Source organism: Stenotrophomonas sp. SMYL41, from assembly GCF_036319965.1.
Lineage (GTDB): Bacteria > Pseudomonadota > Gammaproteobacteria > Xanthomonadales > Xanthomonadaceae > Stenotrophomonas > Stenotrophomonas maltophilia_R.
Genome location: NZ_JAWIRX010000018.1, coordinates 97,159 through 113,209 on the forward strand (window position 1 = coordinate 97,159; position 16,051 = coordinate 113,209).

Below are 16,051 nucleotides of genomic sequence, written 5' to 3' on the forward strand. Positions count from 1 at the left end.
TGGACATCAAGCAGCGCACCGGCATCGCGGCCGGCGAATACAAGCGTCGTCGCCGCCAGCTGATGGACATGGCCGGCGAGGACGCGATCCTGGTACTGCCGGCCGCGGCCGAGAAGGTGCGCAGCCTCGATACCCACTATCCGTTCCGGCAGGATTCGGACTTCCAGTACCTGAGCGGTTTCCCGGAACCGGAAGCAGTGCTGGTGCTGATTCCGGGCCGCCGCCACGGCGAGGCCATCCTGTTCTGCCGCGAGCGCGATGCCGAGCGCGAGGCCTGGGACGGCAGTCGCGCCGGCCAGGAAGGGGCAGTGGCGCAGTACGGCATGGACGATGCCTACCCGATCGATGATCTGGACGACATCCTGCCAGGCCTGCTGGAAGGGCGCTCGCGCGTTTACTACCACTTCGGCCGCGATGCCGATTTCGACCTCAAGCTGATCGGTTGGGTCAACCGCGTGCGCTCGCAGGTGCGCCACGGCGCACAGCCACCGCATGAGTTCCTGGAACTGGGGCACCTGCTGCACGAGCAGCGCCTGTTCAAATCAGGTGCAGAAGTGGCGCTGATGCACCACGCCGCGCAGATCAGCGTGCGTGCGCATCTGGCCGCGATGAAGGCCGCCAGGGCGGGCATCCACGAGTACGAACTGCAGGCGGAACTGGAGCGCGTGTTCCGCGCCAACGACGCAGTGCCAGCCTATTGCAGCATCGTCGGTGCCGGCCGCAACGGCTGCATCCTGCATTACCGCGACAACAACGCACGTTCGCGTGATGGCGAACTGGTGCTGATCGATGCCGGTGCCGAATACCGCGGCTATGCCAGTGACATCACCCGTACGTTCCCGGTGAACGGCCGCTTCAGTGCCGAACAACGCGCGCTGCATGACCTGGTCGGCGAGGCACAGGCTGCGGCGCTGGCCCAGGCCCAGCCGGGCGTGCCATACGAGGCCGGTCACCTCGCGGCGGTGCAGACCCTGACCGAGGGCCTGCTGCGGCTGGGCCTGCTGAAGGGCACGCTGGAAAAGAACCTGTCCGAAGGCCTGTACCAGCGTTTCTACCGGCACAAGACCGGGCACTGGATCGGGCTGGATGTGCACGACGTGGGCGACTACCGCTTGGCGGGCGATTCGCGCCTGCTGGAGCCGGGCATGGCGTTCACCATCGAGCCGGGGCTGTACATCGGCGTGGACGACACGACGGTGGAGCCGCGCTGGCGCGGTATCGGCATCCGTACCGAGGATGACGTGCTGATCACCGACGACGGCCATCGCGTGCTGACCGAAGGCCTGGCGCGCAGCGCCGATGAGATCGAAGCGGTGATGGCGGGGTAAGGGGCTTTTCTGCAGGGCTTGCAGCCCTGCATCTGCTACACGCAAGAGCAACAGCAACGGCGGGCATTCCGTGGGACGGCGGGGCACTGTGGGTTTGCGGGGACGCCGTGAATCCATCCCTGGAGGCTTGGTCGCCGCATCCATGCGGCTCACACCCCGCAAACCCACAGTGCCCCGCCTTCGACAGGTTCACGCGGCTGTTGGTGGGTGCCGACCGTTGGTCGGCACATCTGTCAGATATCGAATGAATCCTCCACGCATGGCGTGGATCTACTGGCGACTGCGGCCGTTGGAACGCGCGGCTGTTCGTAGGTGTCGACCTTGGTCGACACAGAGCGAGCGCAGCGAGCGGCCCGCTTTTGCTCTTCTTCTTTCTTTTCCGTGGTTGGACGCGCGCAGGAAACTGTCAAAGGCGGTGCGGGTGGGCCATGCAGGGGCGTTGGCGCCATGGATGGCGCCATCGAGCTTACAGGGACGTACTTGCAGCGTCCCCTGCATGGCCCACCCGCACCGCCAAGCGCGGCTTTTGCTCTAAGCGACCAACCACGAGGGGCTCAGCCGTTCGCCGCCGCAAACTCCGGCCGCGTCAGGTTGTCCGCTTCGCCCTCGGTGCACAGCACTTCGTCTTCGATGCGGATGCCGCCATACGGACGGAAGAAGTCCACGCGCTCCCAGTTGATCGCATCGCCATGGCCGGCGTCCTTCACTTCCTTCAACAGCATGTCGATGAAGTACAGGCCCGGTTCGATGGTCACCACCATGCCCGGTTCCAGCACGCGGGTCAGGCGCAGGTACGGGTGGCCGGCCGGGCGCTCGATGCGACCGCCTTCGTCGCTGGCTGCGAAACCCGCCACGTCGTGCACCTGCAGGCCGATCAGGTGGCCGATGCCGTGCGGGAAGAACGCGGCGCTGACGCCGGTTTCCAGCGCGGTCTGCGGCGACACCTTGATCACCCCGAAGTCCTTCAGCACGCCCATCAGCGAAAGATGTGCGTCCACGTGCAGCTGCTTGTAGTCGAAGCCGGGGCGCACGGCTGCGCACATCTGCTGCTGGGCGGCGTCGACGGCGGCGATCATCGCTGCGAATTCGTCGTGGCCGTGCGCGGCGTAGGTACGGGTGATGTCGCTGGCGTAACCATGCGCGCTGGCACCCGCATCGATCAGGAAGCTGCGCAGCGGTTGCGGTGCCTTGCGGCCCAGCTCGGTGTAATGCAGCACGGCGGCATGTTCGTTCAGTGCCACGATGTTGCCGTAGGGCAGCTCGTTGGCATCCTGGCCGACGGCCTGGCAGTACGCCATGTGGATGCTGAACTCGTCGGCACCGTTGCGGAACGCGGCTTCGGCGGCGCGGTGGCCGCGCACACCCAGCACCTGCGCCTGGCGCATCAGCGCGATTTCATACGGCGTCTTGCTGCCGCGGTGCCATTCCAGGTAATTCACCACGGGCGCCGGGTTGTTCGGCACGTAGTTGCCCAGTGCGCTCTGCGGCTCGCCGAGGATCGCGCAGCGCGACGGATCGGCCGGCAGCAGGGCCAGCGCCTCTTCCGGCGTGCGGATGATGTGGATGTCGAAGTGGTCCACCCACCAGCCGCTCGGCGCATCCGGCACCACGTGCCAGTAGTCGAAGGGCTGGTGGAAGATCACCGCCGGGCGCTTGCCGGGGGTGAACACGATCCAGCTGTTGGGTACGCGGGTCAGTGGCAGCCAGGCCTTGAACTGCGGATTGGCGGCATAGGGATAGTCGCGATCATCGAACACCTGGTAGTGCAGGGTGCCGCTGGGCACCACCAGATGATCGAAGCCGCCGCGGGCCAGCGCCTGTTCGGCACGTCGGCACAGCACGGCCAGGTGGTCGGGATACAGGGCGCCGGGGTCTTGCTGGATCATTGCGGTGGCTCGACACGGGAAACGGCCCTAGATTCTGCCGCATACCGGGAAAAACCGCTGTGCTGGAACCGGCACTCAGGTCGTCGAAACCTGCCCCTCGTCGCTGTCTTCGCCTACCCACTGGCGCAGCAGCTGCCGATGTTCGCGCGACAGGGTGAGGAACCGGAAGCCGGTCCAGCTCTGGCCGGGGGCATGCGCGGGCTCGCTCCACAGCAGGTGCACGCCCACATCGATGTCCTGTTGGCGGCCATCGCCCAGCGGCAGCGGGAAGCGCAGCTGGTACAGCGCATCCTCGCGCAGTGGCGCGCTGGCCAGCATCAGCATGCCGGTTTCAGAGACATTGCCGAGACGACCGACCACGCATTCGCGCATCTGGTCAGTGACCGGCACCAGGTCCGAGACCTGGCGGCGGGGCGCGCGGCGTGTGTCCTGCGGCGGTACGGCTTTCATGCGTGGGTCTCCTGCGTGCGGCTGGCTGCCAGTGCGCGCAATGTGCCCAGGCTGGCTTCCCAGGCGCGGTCGACCAGCCGGGCCTTGTCTTCGGTGACCAGCTGCGCGTACCCAGCGCTGATCTGCCGGGCCAGCGTATCCAGATCGGTGTCGACGATCTTCTGCCCGCGTGGATTGACGAACAGGGCGTGGCCGGTCAGCAGGCTGTACCAGGAAAGGCGCTGGCGACGCAGCGTGCCATCACCGGCATCGATGTCGAACCAGCTGCCGAACGGCAGGGTGCACAGCTGCTGGTAAGCAGCTTCTTCGGCACTGCTGCGCGGTGTCGCGGACGCCGTGCCGGCCGTCGTGCCGGCATGCTCGCCCAGGCGCGCACGCGCCTTCAGGCGGGCGCTGAGTTCGGTACGCGAGGTGCTTTCGTCCTCGCCGCCGGGCGTGGCCAGCCGGCGAGCGACGGCGGCGGCTTCCTCGGCGTGGTAGCCGACCTGCAGCAGGGCGGCCTCGACGTCCGCGGCGAGTGCGGCATCGGTGCCACCGGGGCCATCGACGGCCTGTGCCGTGATCGCAGCGATGCGCTGGGTCTGCTGCAGGCGCTCCTGCCATTGCAGTGAATCGTCGCCATGGCGCAGGCGGGTGAGGGTGAGTGCATCGGCCCAGGCCTGGCGCAGCAGGGTCTGCACGAAGCGCGGCGGTTCCTGTGCGTCGCAGCACTGGTCGATCTGTGCATTGGCCTGGCGGCGCGCCAGTTCCAGCCGTTCCTTGCCACGCGCGGCCTCGACGTGGCGGCGCTCGGCCAGTTCGGCGCGGTGGGCCGCCGCGCGCTGGTGCTGCTGCACGTCTTCGTTGGCGGTGGCGAAGGCCTCGGGCGAGCGCGCATCCTGGCTGAGCAGGCCCTGCACGCTCTGCGCCATGCGCTGCAGCAGCTGGGGGTCAACATCATCGTCGCCCAGCCAGTTCGCGCCGACTTCGGCAATCTGGTTGAGCAGTTCGCGTGCAGGGTGTTCGTCGCGCACGAAGAAGCCGGGGTCGGCCATCGCCGCGCGCGCCAGCGGCACCTGCAGGCGCGCCAGCAGGGCCGCCGGCACCGGGTCGGGGCGCTGCTGCTGCTGTACCTGCTGCATCAGCAGGCGCAGCAGGTCGAGGTTGTCGCGGTCGTGGCTGCCCAACTGGGCCTGCGCGCCGTGCTCACTGCGCAGCTGGGCGACCACCGCAGCCTGCAGGTCGACGACGCCGGTGGCCGCGCTGGACTGGGCCTGCAGGCGCGCGAGGACCGCGTCGACCGCCGCACTGGGCACGGCAGCAGCCTCTGCGGGGGGCGCCGTGGCGTGGCGCGCCTGTTGCAGCAGTTCATGCAGCGCACTGCCGGTGGACGTGGTCACGCCGGGAGTTGCGGCACCCGGGGTGACCGCATCGTTGAAGGCATCCTGCACCAGGTTCGACCAGGAACCGGCGGCAGCGGAGCCGTTCCAGCCCGTCAGTGGTGCGGCGGCACGCTTGGCAGGCTGGGTTGCGCGGCCACCGCCCACCGACTGGGTGAGGATCCGCCGGGTACTCGACGAGCGTGCCAGGTACGGGGTGTAGACCAGCCCCGGCAGTACGCCGTGCTGGGCCAGCAGCGCATTGGCGCGGTCCAGCACTTCGCCCAGGCGTTCCAGCACCTGCCGTTCGAAGCTGCGGTACAGCGCAAGCTGCACCTCCACCCCGAGGGCGTCCTGCTCGGCGATCCGGCGCACCATCGTGCACAGGGCCTGCGGTGCCAGGGGCAGGGTATCGGCCTCGAAGGCGGGCGCCGCAGCGAGCACACCCAGGCGCTGGCCCAGCAGGTTCAGCGTGTTGGCCGAGCGCAGCGTCTCCCGGCGCACCATCTCGGTCAGCAGCAGGTCGCGATCAACCTCGTGCTCATCGACCAGTGAAAGGCCGAGCGTGCCTGGCAGGGGCGGTGGCGTGGCGTTGGCTGCAGCGGCGGTGGACGGCGCGCGCAGGGTCGCCAGCGCCTCGGCCACGGCATCGAGCATGCGGTCGGCGAAATGGCCGGCGAAGGCGTGCAGCTGGCCACGCTGGGCCATCAGGTCCGCCTGCTGCATGGGATTGCGCGCGCGGTCGGCGTCGTGCAGCAGCGTCTGCTCCAGCGCTTCGACGGTCAGGATCAGGGGGGCGGCCAGGGTTTGCCGGCACAGGCCGATCAATGCACCCAGCAGCTCACGCACCCGCGGTGGCAGGTCGCTGGCGGCCAGGCGGGCTTTGTCGGCAGAGGTGATGGAAAAGACAGCTGACATCGGCGAGCGGTACCCGGATTCCCGCGGATCGATTCTGTGAATCTACCGTGTCGGCCGCGGTTGGCGCTACTTTAGGGTGAATGTCGCTTGCCTGCGCCGGCCAGCGGCCGGCACTACCCATAGCCGCGGCAGGGATCACGCCTCCAGGAACAGGCTCACCACATCGTTGGTGAAGCGGCGGCCCAGTTCAGTCGGCCGCACATGGCCGTCGGTCACTTCCAGCCAGCCGTGCTGGACGGCCTCGGCCAGGGGTGCGTCCAGCACGCTGCGCGGCAGCCCGGTACGCGACTCGAAATCGCGCAGGCTGAAACCTTCGTGCAGGCGCAGCAGGTTGAGCATGTACTCGAACGGCAGGCGCTCGGGTGCGATCACATCGTCGCCCCCGAACGAGCCCGGAGTACCGGCACTGTCCAGGTAAGCCTGCGGATGCTTCAGCTTCCAGCGGCGCAGCACGTGTTCCTCGGCACCCGAGCTGATCTTGCCGTGCGCGCCGGCACCGATGCCCAGGTAGTCGCCGAAGCGCCAGTAGTTGAGGTTGTGCGCGCTCTGCCGGCCGGGGCGCGCGTACGCGCTGACCTCGTACTGGCCGAAACCGGCCTGCGCCAGCAGCGCCTGGCAGTGTTCCTGCATGTCCCAGGCGTTGTCTTCATCGGGTATGCCCTGCGGCGGCCGCGCGAAGAACACCGTGTTCGGTTCCAGGGTCAGCTGGTAGTGCGAGATGTGCGCCGGCTGCAGCGCGAACGCGCGTTCAAGATCGGCCTCGGCACCGGCCAGGGTCTGTTCCGGCAGCGCGTACATCAGGTCGATGTTGAAGTTGTCGTAGCCCGCGTCCTGCGCCATCTTCACCGCGCGCTCGGCTTCGCCACTGTCGTGGATGCGGCCCAGGCGCTTGAGCATCGCATCGTCGAAACTCTGGATGCCGAAGCTGAGGCGGTTCACGCCGGCTGCGCGGTAGCGGTCGAAACGGCCATGCTCGGCCGTGCCCGGGTTGGTTTCCAGGGTGATTTCGGCATTGGGTGCAAAGCGCAGGCGGGCGCTGGCCTGCTGCAGGAAGCGGTCGATCGCTTCCGGCGGGAACAGGCTGGGCGTGCCGCCACCGAAGAACACGCTGTGCACCACCCGACCCCAGACCAGCGGCAGGTCCTGGTCGAGGTCGCGCAGCAGGGCATCGATGTAGGCATCGAACGGCAGCTCGCCCTTGGCCTGGTGCGAATTGAAATCGCAGTACGGGCACTTGCGCACGCACCACGGCAGGTGCACGTACAGCGACAGTGGCGGTGGTACCAGGCGCGGCGCGGTGTCATGGTCGCCTGGGCAGGCTTCGCCGGGCAGGTGGTTGCAGTGGTCGTGGGCGTGCGGCATGGGCGTCATCGGTAGTGCCGGCCGCTGGCCGGCTTCCCTGGGGTATTCAGCAAGGCGTCAAAGCCAGGTGGCCAGCTGCTGCTTGAGCTGCTGCAGGGCGAGGGCACGGTGGCTGATGGCGTTCTTCAGGGCCGGCTCCATTTCTGCAGCGGTCAGGCCGTGGGTGGTGTCCAGGAACACCGGGTTGTAGCCGAAGCCATTCGTGCCACGCAGTTCGCGGATGATCTGGCCCTCCCAGCGGCCCTCGCAGATCAGTGGCTGCGGGTCGCTGGCGTGGCGCAGCAGCACGATCACCGCATAGAAGCGGGCGCTGCGCTGACCATCGGGAACGTCGGCCATCGCGTCCAGCAGCTTGGCGTTGTTGGCTGCAGCATTGGTCGGGTGGCCGGCATAGCGCGCGCTGTACAGGCCCGGTGCACCGCCGAGGGCATCGACGATCAGGCCCGAATCATCGGCCAGCGCCGGCAGGCCGGTCGCTTCGCAGGCCGCGCGCGCCTTCAGCAGCGCGTTCTCGACGAAGGTCAGGCCGGTTTCTTCCACATCGCCCAGGCCCAGTTCGGCGGCCGAGGTGATCTGCAGCGGCAGGTCGGCGAGGATCTCCTGCATCTCCACCAGCTTGCCGGCGTTGTGGCTGGCCAGTACCAGTTTCTTCATTGACGGGGCTCCAGCAGGTCCCAGGTGTTGCCATAAAGATCGCGGAACACCGCGACCGTTGCATAGGGTTCTTCGCGCGGCGCTTCCAGGAACTCGACCCCGGCAGCCAGCATCGCGGCGTGGTCGCGGTGGAAGTCGTCGGTGTTGAGGAAGAAGGCGACCCGGCCACCGGTCTGGTTGCCGATGCGGCTGCGCTGTTCCTCGTCGCTGGCACGGGCCAGCAGCAGGGCGGCAGCGCTGCCGTCGGTCGGGCCGACCACCACCCAGCGCTTGTGGCCCTGGTCGATGTCCTCCAGCAGCGCGAAGCCGAGCTTGCCGGTGTACCAGGCAATGGCTTCGTCATAGTCGGCCACCACCAGGGTGGCCAGGGCGATGCGGCGGTTCATGCCGACAGCGCCGCCTGCTGCGCGTCCAGCAGCTCGCGCACGCCCTTTTCGGCCAGGCCCAGCAGCGCGTCCAGTTCATCGCGGCGGAAGGCATGGCCTTCGGCGGTGCCCTGCAGCTCGATGAAGCCGCCGCCATCGTTCATCACGACGTTCATGTCGGTGTCGCAGTCGCTGTCTTCGGCGTAGTCCAGGTCCAGCACCGGGGTGCCGCGGTACACGCCCACCGACACGGCGGCCACTGCGCCCAGGATCGGGTTGCGCTTGATGTCGCCACGCTTCATCAGCACGTTCACCGCATCGACCAGCGCCACGTAGGCGCCGGTGATGGCAGCGGTGCGGGTGCCACCGTCGGCCTGCAGCACGTCGCAGTCGAGGGTGATGGTGCGCTCGCCCAGCGCGTTGCGATCCACGCAGGCACGCAGGCTGCGGCCGATCAGGCGCTGGATCTCCAGCGTGCGGCCACCCTGCTTGCCACGGGCCGCTTCGCGGTCGCTGCGGGTGTGGGTGGCGCGCGGCAGCATGCCGTACTCGGCGGTCACCCAGCCTTCGCCCTTGCCGCGCAGGAAGCCCGGCACGCGGTTCTCGACGCTGGCGGTGCACAGCACACGGGTTTCACCGAAGCACACCAGCACCGAACCTTCGGCGTGGCGGGTGAAGCCGCGTTGGATGACGACCGGGCGGAGCTGGTCGGGCTGGCGGCCGCTGGGGCGGGAATCGGACATGGTGCGGGTTCCGTAATGGCGTGGGAGTACGCCGCCACGCCCGCGGCCTTCACGGGGCGGGCAAGGGGGCTCTGGTGAGGGCGCTAGGGTACCATTCCCCCTTTGCACGCACCGGACACAATCCATGATTCGAAGCATGACCGCCTACGCCGGCGGCGAGCGGGTCACCCCGTGGGGCACGCTGGGCTGCGAGCTGCGCTCGGTCAACCACCGCTTCCTGGAGGTCGGAACCCGCCTGCCCGAGGAACTGCGGGCGCTGGAGCCGCAGCTGCGCGAGCGCATTGCCGCACGCCTGAGCCGCGGCAAGCTGGATCTGGTGATGCGCCTGCGCGCGCCGGAAGCGGCGGCAAACCTGCAGGTGGACGAGGCCCTGCTGGGCCAGCTGGGCCGCCTGGCCCACCGCCTGACCTCCGATTTCCCGAACCTGCAGGTCAGCTTCACCGATCTGCTGCAGTTGCCGGGCGTGACCCGCGGCGAGGCCACGGATGCCGCCGCCCTGCAGGTCGAGGCGCTGGCCCTGCTGGACCAGGTGCTGGACGGCTTCGTCGAGGCCCGTGAGCGCGAAGGTGGCAAGCTGGCCGCGGCCATCAGCGAGCGTGTGGACGGCATCGAACGCATCGCCACCGAAGTCCGCACCCTGATTCCGGCCATTCGCGACGGGCAGCGCGCCAAGCTGGCCGCACGCCTGGCCGACCTGCCACACCCGGTCGACCCCGGCCGCGCCGAGCAGGAACTGGTGCTGTGGCTGCAGAAGCTGGACGTGGATGAAGAGCTGGACCGCCTCGGCAGCCATATCGTCGAGATCCGGCGCGTGCTCAAGCAGCGCGAACCGGTCGGCCGCCGCCTGGACTTCCTGCTGCAGGAGTTCAACCGCGAAGCCAATACGCTGGGCTCCAAGTCGGTGGACAGCCGTACGTCCAATGCGGCGGTGGAGCTGAAAGTGTTGATCGACCAGATCCGCGAACAGGTGCAGAACATCGAGTGATGTTGCATCCAGCCGTACAGCAGGGGCGCCTTCGGGTGCCCTTGTTGTTTCAGCGCATCAGTGCATCAGTGCACCCTGACGGTCGGCGCTCCCTCGCTCAAGCGCCCCACCACGGCCGCCTGGCCGAATCCGGCGTCGTGGAAGCAGGCCAGCACCGCATCCACCGCTTCCGGGGCACAGGACACCAGCAGGCCGCCGCTGGTCTGCGGGTCGGTCAGCAGCGGCTGCCAGTGTGCGGCCAAGCCCTCGTCGAAGCGCACCTCGGCACCATACGAGGCCCAGTTGCGGCTGGAGGCACCGGTCACGCAGCCACGCTGCAGCAGGTCCAGGCTCTGCGGCAGCAGCGGCACCTGTGCACTGTCCACTTCGGCGGCGACGCCGCTGGCGCGGCACACTTCCAGCAGGTGGCCGAGCAGGCCGAAGCCGGTGACGTCGGTCATCGCGTGCACGCCGTCCAGCGCGGCCAGTGGCACGCCCACGCTGTTCAAGCGGGTAGTCGACGCGATCATCTGCCGGTAGCCCTCGGCATCCAGGACTTCTTTCTTCAGCGCCGATGAATACACGCCCACGCCCAACGGCTTGCCCAGCACCAGCACATCACCGGCGCGGGCATCGGCATTGCGCTTGAGCCGCTGCGGATCGAGCACGCCGATCGCGGCCAGGCCGTAGATGGGTTCCACCGAATCGATGCTGTGGCCGCCGGCAACCACGATGCCGGCATCGGCGCAGGCGCGCTCGCCACCCTGCAGGATGCCGCGGATGGTGTCCTGCGGCAGGGTGTTGATCGGCATGCCGACGATGGCCAGCGCGAACAGCGGGCGCGCGCCCATCGCATACAGGTCCGACAGCGCGTTGGTGGCGGCGATGCGGCCGAAGTCGAACGGGTCGTCGACAATCGGCATGAAGAAGTCGGTAGTGGCGACGATCGCCTGATGGTCATCAAGGCGATACACCGCCGCGTCGTCGCTGGTCTCGCGGCCGACCAGCAGCTCAGCCGGTGCCGGAAGCGCGGGGACCCCGCGCAGCAGATCAGCCAGCACGCCCGGCGCGATCTTGCAGCCGCAGCCACCGCCATGCGCGAGAGACGTCAGTCGTTGCGGGACATCGGCCGTTGAAGGAGCGGGGGACTGCGCGTGCGTGGCCATGCCGACATCTCCTGCGGAAACACGAATGGCGGAAGGCAGCAGGAGTCGAACCTACCAGGGAACGATCGACGCCCCCTACTGGGTTTGAAGCCCAGCCGCATGCCCGGATGCGCATGCCTTCCGAAAGTACGGCGGTACCGGTGGGCTCACTCGTGGGCTGCGTTCCACTGCAGGTCGCCGCGCGGCCGATGCTGGTCACCGACGCGCCGAGTGTAGCCAACGCGATTGAAGAACTCCAAGATCTGGATGCTGCGTTTGCGGCCCAGGCCGATGGCATCGCGGAAGGCCGCCGCATCCACCGTGCCGCTGGCCTGTGACAGCTGCGCGACGATCGCGGCCAGCTCGGCGATGCGGGTGGGTGCATAGAACAGGTCAGGTACCACCTGGAACAGTTCGCCGCGCGTGGCGGCGCGGCGCAGCGGGGCGCGGACATCGTCTTCGGCGAGGCCGAGATCGGCGGCCAGCGTGCGCACCCACGGCGGGTCGAAGCCACCGGCATGCAGTTGCGGCAGTACGCGTTCGAGCAGCAGGCGTTCGTATTCTGGCGGTGCGTGATCGTGGCCGGGCAAGCGCCACCATGCGCCCACGCGCTGCAGCGTGCCATCGGCGAGCAGATCCTGCAGCAGGGCATTCCACAGGCTGCTCGCCAGCGCGGGCAGGGTGCTGCGCTGCAGGCGTCCACTGTCGACACCGGGTTCGTCGGGGCGTCGCTCATGCCATCCACGCAGTGAGGTGATCACCTGCTCGCGCAACGCCTGCCAGTGCAGGGCAAGGATGATCACCGTGTCTTCGCGGGTAGCGATGCGTCGCGCGTCTTCAGGCAGTTCGATCTGGTCGGCGGCACGTCGGCAATACCGTTGCAGGGAGGTGAGGGGAATGCCGGCAGGTGCCTGCTGCAGCAGGGGGACAACACCTGCCCCAGCCGCCAGCTGCTCCAGTGCCCTCAGCCATGCGAGCCGTGCCGTGCTGCGCCGGCGCCGCTGCGGTGGGTCCGGATCGAGTACGACGCCACCGCCCAGGGTGTGGGTGGCCGATGAATCGCGGGCGATGAAGCGATCACCACACATCGCGCAGACCGGCGCGTCGAACACCAGCTGCACCAGCTGCCCATCGCCTTCGTCCTGGTCCTCCAACAGCACCACATGCGCCTGGCGATGCATCGTGCCCCAGTGGATGTGAAGCGGCGCCCAGTCGCGCAGCGCCACGGCCCGCGCGGACAGCCGCAGGCGCACATCGACGCGGGTGGTGGCCAGCAGTGCGCGCGGGTCGGCAATCCAGTCGCCACGATGAATCTCGTCGCGGGCGATGGCGGCCAGGTTCAACGCGCAACGCTGGCCGGCCATGGCGTGTTCGCTGGGCTGGCTCTGCGCGTGGATGCTGCGCACGCGGACATCGGTGGCGGCGGGCATCAGTTTCAGGTGCTCGCCAGCCGTGGCGATGCCGCCGTGCACTGCGCCTGTCACCAGCGTGCCGTGGCCGGGAAACGAGAACACGCGGTCCACCGGCATGCGGAACAGCTCGCTGCGCAGTTCGGCTTGGCGCGTGCTGGCGTCGTCCGCCGCCCACGCGTGCAGCTGGGCTCGCAGTGCGCTGATGCCGGCATCGCCGGGCGCGGTGCTGTTGCAGGCGAACAGAGGTGAATCCTGCAGCGGTGTCGCGGCGAGCAGCGCAGCGATCTCGATCTCGACCCGGGCGATGCGCGCCGCATCCACGCGGTCGATCTTGGTCAGGGCCACTGCACCCCGGTTCACGCCCAGCATCAGCAGGATCGCCAGGTGCTCGCGGGTCTGGGGCATCACCCCATCGTCGGCGGCGACCACCAGCAGGGCGACATCGATGCCGGTGGCGCCAGCCACCATCGTGTGCACGAAGCGCTCATGGCCCGGTACGTCGACGAAACCCAGCGTGGTCGCAGGGCCTTCATTGCCCGAACGTTCCACCGGGACATAGGCGTAGCCCAGCTCGATGGAGATGCCGCGCGTACGCTCTTCCTGCAGGCGATCGGTTTCGATGCCAGTCAGTGCGCGCACCAGGCGTGTCTTGCCATGGTCGATATGCCCGGCGGTACCGACGATCATGCCTGCAGCATGCTCCATTGGGCCAGGAAGGCCACTTCGTCGGCGGGTTCCAGGCAGCGCAGGTCCAGCCACAGCGCGTCCTCTGCGATACGGCCCACTACCGGGCGCGGCAGTTGGCGCAGGCGCTTGGCCAAACGGTCCAGTCCGCCGCGACGCGCGCTGGTGAGGCGCAGCCCCGCGCTTGCCAGCTGCGCCCCTGGCTGCGCACCGCTGCCGATCTGGCTGTGCATCGACGCCCGTTCAAGGCTGTAGTCGGCCGCAAGCGCGGAACGCATCGGCGGCAGCAGGCGCTGGGCCTGCGCATCCATGTCATCCTGTGTCCGCGAGAGCGTACGCAGGGTCGGCAGCCGTTGCGCCAACAGCTCCGGTTCGCGGTACAGGGCCAGCACCGCTTCCAGCGCAGCCAGGCCCATCTTGTCCATGCGCAGCGCTCGCTTCAGCGGGTTGCGGTTGATACGGGCAATAAGATCGGCGCGACCGGCGATGATGCCGGCCTGCGGCCCGCCCAGCAGCTTGTCGCCGCTGAAGCAAACCAGGTCGGCGCCGGACGCCAGCGTTTCCTGCACGGTGGGCTCGTGCGGCAGGCCGAACGAGGCCAGATCACACAGGCTGCCGCTGCCCAGGTCCACCACCAGTGGCAAGCCATGTTCGTGCGCGATCGCGGCCATCCCCGCGGTGTCGACCTTGGCGGTGAAGCCGCTGATCGTGTAGTTGCTGGCATGCACCTCCATCAGCAGTGCGGTGCGTGCGCCAATGGCGTGGGTGAAGTCGGCCGGGTGGGTGCGGTTGGTGGTACCCACCTCCAGCAGCCGCGCACCGGCGCTGCGCATCACGTCGGGAATGCGGAAGGCGCCACCGATCTCCACCAGTTCGCCGCGCGACACCACCACCTCGCGTCGGTTGGCCAGGCTGTTGAGCAGCAGCAGGACCGCCGCCGCATTGTTGTTGACCACGGTGGCGGCCTCAGCGCCGGTCAGTTCGCAGACCAGCGCCTGCACCCGTGCATCGCGGTCGCCGCGGCGGCCGCGGGTGATGTCGAATTCCAGATCGACCGGCGCTGTCATCGCGCGGGTGACGGCGTGCACGGCGGCATCGGGCAGCAATGCGCGACCGAGGTTGGTGTGCAGTACGGTGCCGGTCAGGTTGAACATCGGCTGCAGGTCCAGCCGTGCATCCGCGGCGAGGGCGGCGTCGAGCGCTGCGACCAGTGCCGGGCCGTCAACCGCTTCCTGCAGCTGCGCGGTCGACAGCTGGCCGGCGCTGATACGGTCGCGCAGCATCTGCAGGTGCGAGCGCAGCAGGTGGGTGATGCGGCTGCGGCCGTGGACGTCAATCAGTGGTGACAAGGCCGGCAGGCGCAGCAGCCGGTCCAGCGAGGGCAGGGTAGCGGCAGATGCAGGGATGGGGGGCGTGCGTGGCATAGGTCAGTCACCGTCAGACTGCCACAGCAGTGGATTCTGGCTGGCGCGTGCATAACCTTCTTCGCCCAGCAGCAGGTCCAGTGCCAGCGTGCCGAGGTCATCGGCCACCGGCTCCAGTGTGGGGTTCTTCTCCAGATACAGGATCTTGCGATAGCTGTGGCAATGTTCGCAGGTCTCGGCACGGACCGCGCTCTCGCGCACGGCCTCGCCGCTGTCGCCGTCCACATCAGCCAGGGCGCGGTAGGCGATGTCCTTGCCGGCAGCACCACACTGGCTGCACTGAACGCGCACGTAGTGCCACTGGCAGGCGCACAGCGAGCACGACAGGTAGCGGTAGGACGCATAGGGCGGCCGTGCCTGCACCACGCTGGTCACTGGCAGCGAGCCGCACAGCGGGCACAGGCCCGGAGCATCGGCCAACGGTTTCAGGTCGGTGGGGCGGAAGCTGTCCGCCAGCACCGCCCAGTAGACCTGCAGTGCATTCATCACCAGCAGCGCAGCGACCGCATCCACCGACGGCGCGTCATCACGCTCCAGCACCGCATGCGCCTGTGCATCCAGCCACGCGTCGTCGGCAGCGGCAACGCGCTGCAGTTCCCTGCGGGTTTCCGCCGGCAGACCGGCTTCCTCGCCGCAGTGCTGGCACAGCATGCGCAGCCAGTCGCGCCAGCACCCATCCAGGTGAAGCATATTGGCTGGCCGCAACGGCATGCCGGCGCTGGCGGCCGCGCTGGACTGCTGCGCGCGCGCGTGGTCCTGCAGCGCCTCGCGTTGCTGGGGTGTCAACGCCTCCAGCAGCGCCTGCTGCGCATCGGCCAGTGCCGCCAGCAGCTGCAGGTAGCCACCAATGGCACTGTGCGCGGCCAGGCTGCGCAGACGTGCCGCGCGTGCGACGAACAGGGAAGCGACATCGGGCAGGATGATGCGCGGAACATCGCGCGAGGCGAGCGTCTCGATCTCACCGGGTTCAAGGATGCGTTGCGCCATGCAGGGCCAGCCAGGAGAACCAGCTTCCATCCTCGCTGTTGTCAGCGCTGGCGTCCAGCGCACTGCCGGCCATTTGAAATGGTTGGGGTCGGATCCGTTTTCCATAGGAAAGCGGATCCGACCCCATCGCTTGTTGCCATGTTCATTGTGTCGACCAAGGTCGACACCCACCAACAGCAGCGGGAAACTGTCGAGGGCGGGGGGGGGGGGGGGGGGGGGGGGGGGGGGGGGGGGGGGGGGGGGGGGGGGGGGGGGCGGGGGGGGGCGCCCCCCGCGGCCGCCCCCCCCCCTCGACCCCTGTGTCGCGCTCCCCCCCCCCCCCCCCCCCCCCCCCACCCCGCCATCCCACGGATAGCCGCTGTTGCTGTTGC

Annotated in this window: 13 protein-coding genes and 1 tRNA gene; 2 read left to right on the forward strand and 12 right to left on the reverse strand. The window is 68.6% G+C overall.

Annotation, left to right across the window (positions count from 1 at the left end):
* The first annotated feature begins 5 nt into the window (after positions 1-5).
* On the forward strand, positions 6-1,328 hold the full coding sequence (locus V3B30_RS18535) for an aminopeptidase P N-terminal domain-containing protein (protein WP_100475244.1): 1,323 nt from the start codon (positions 6-8) through the stop codon (positions 1,326-1,328).
* A gap of 554 nt (positions 1,329-1,882) precedes the next feature.
* Here the strand turns inward: V3B30_RS18535 and pepQ are convergent.
* From pepQ to rph, 7 genes are all read right to left on the reverse strand, one after another.
* Positions 1,883-3,214 carry a Xaa-Pro dipeptidase gene (gene pepQ / locus V3B30_RS18540; RefSeq protein ID WP_262083746.1) on the reverse strand — a complete coding sequence of 444 codons (1,332 nt, stop codon included), beginning with the start codon at positions 3,212-3,214 and terminating at the stop codon, positions 1,883-1,885.
* A gap of 75 nt (positions 3,215-3,289) precedes the next feature.
* Positions 3,290-3,664, reverse strand: coding sequence for a PilZ domain-containing protein (locus V3B30_RS18545; protein WP_100473804.1), 375 nt, complete (start codon positions 3,662-3,664; stop codon positions 3,290-3,292).
* Positions 3,661-5,940 (reverse strand): DUF1631 domain-containing protein, encoded by a 2,280-nt coding sequence (locus V3B30_RS18550; RefSeq protein WP_262083747.1) that lies wholly within the window; start codon positions 5,938-5,940, stop codon positions 3,661-3,663. The genes V3B30_RS18545 and V3B30_RS18550 overlap by 4 nt, the downstream gene beginning before the upstream one ends.
* Positions 5,941-6,075: 135 nt before the next feature.
* Positions 6,076-7,302 (reverse strand): radical SAM family heme chaperone HemW, encoded by a 1,227-nt coding sequence (gene hemW / locus V3B30_RS18555; RefSeq protein ID WP_262083748.1) that lies wholly within the window; start codon positions 7,300-7,302, stop codon positions 6,076-6,078.
* A 57-nt stretch (positions 7,303-7,359) separates the two neighbouring features.
* Entirely contained in the window at positions 7,360-7,956 is a 597-nt protein-coding gene (gene rdgB / locus V3B30_RS18560) for an RdgB/HAM1 family non-canonical purine NTP pyrophosphatase (RefSeq protein ID WP_100473801.1), read from the reverse strand.
* Positions 7,953-8,342 carry a VOC family protein gene (locus V3B30_RS18565; protein WP_100473800.1) on the reverse strand — a complete coding sequence of 130 codons (390 nt, stop codon included), beginning with the start codon at positions 8,340-8,342 and terminating at the stop codon, positions 7,953-7,955. The genes rdgB and V3B30_RS18565 overlap by 4 nt, the downstream gene beginning before the upstream one ends.
* Complete coding sequence (gene rph / locus V3B30_RS18570) at positions 8,339-9,064, reverse strand: ribonuclease PH (protein ID WP_012512000.1); 726 nt, start codon at positions 9,062-9,064, stop codon at positions 8,339-8,341. The genes V3B30_RS18565 and rph overlap by 4 nt, the downstream gene beginning before the upstream one ends.
* Before the next feature lie 124 nt (positions 9,065-9,188).
* On the opposite strand from rph, the gene V3B30_RS18575 reads away from it, so the two are divergent.
* On the forward strand, positions 9,189-10,049 hold the full coding sequence (locus tag V3B30_RS18575; RefSeq protein ID WP_005410888.1) for a YicC/YloC family endoribonuclease: 861 nt from the start codon (positions 9,189-9,191) through the stop codon (positions 10,047-10,049).
* A gap of 65 nt (positions 10,050-10,114) precedes the next feature.
* Here V3B30_RS18575 and selD read toward each other — a convergent pair whose 3' ends face one another.
* The 5 genes from selD to fdhE all read right to left on the reverse strand — a co-directional run bounded on the left by selD (position 10,115) and on the right by fdhE (position 15,680).
* Positions 10,115-11,194, reverse strand: coding sequence for a selenide, water dikinase SelD (selD, locus tag V3B30_RS18580; RefSeq protein WP_262083749.1), 1,080 nt, complete (start codon positions 11,192-11,194; stop codon positions 10,115-10,117).
* Between the two features lie 26 nt (positions 11,195-11,220).
* Positions 11,221-11,316 (reverse strand) — tRNA-Sec (locus V3B30_RS18585).
* A gap of 24 nt (positions 11,317-11,340) precedes the next feature.
* On the reverse strand, positions 11,341-13,272 hold the full coding sequence (gene selB / locus V3B30_RS18590) for a selenocysteine-specific translation elongation factor (protein ID WP_262083750.1): 1,932 nt from the start codon (positions 13,270-13,272) through the stop codon (positions 11,341-11,343).
* Positions 13,269-14,693: an L-seryl-tRNA(Sec) selenium transferase gene (selA, locus tag V3B30_RS18595; RefSeq protein WP_262083751.1), complete on the reverse strand. Its 1,425-nt coding sequence runs from the start codon at positions 14,691-14,693 to the stop codon at positions 13,269-13,271. The genes selB and selA overlap by 4 nt, the downstream gene beginning before the upstream one ends.
* A 3-nt stretch (positions 14,694-14,696) precedes the next feature.
* Positions 14,697-15,680: a formate dehydrogenase accessory protein FdhE gene (gene fdhE, locus V3B30_RS18600; protein WP_262083752.1), complete on the reverse strand. Its 984-nt coding sequence runs from the start codon at positions 15,678-15,680 to the stop codon at positions 14,697-14,699.
* Positions 15,681-16,051 lie beyond the last annotated feature (371 nt).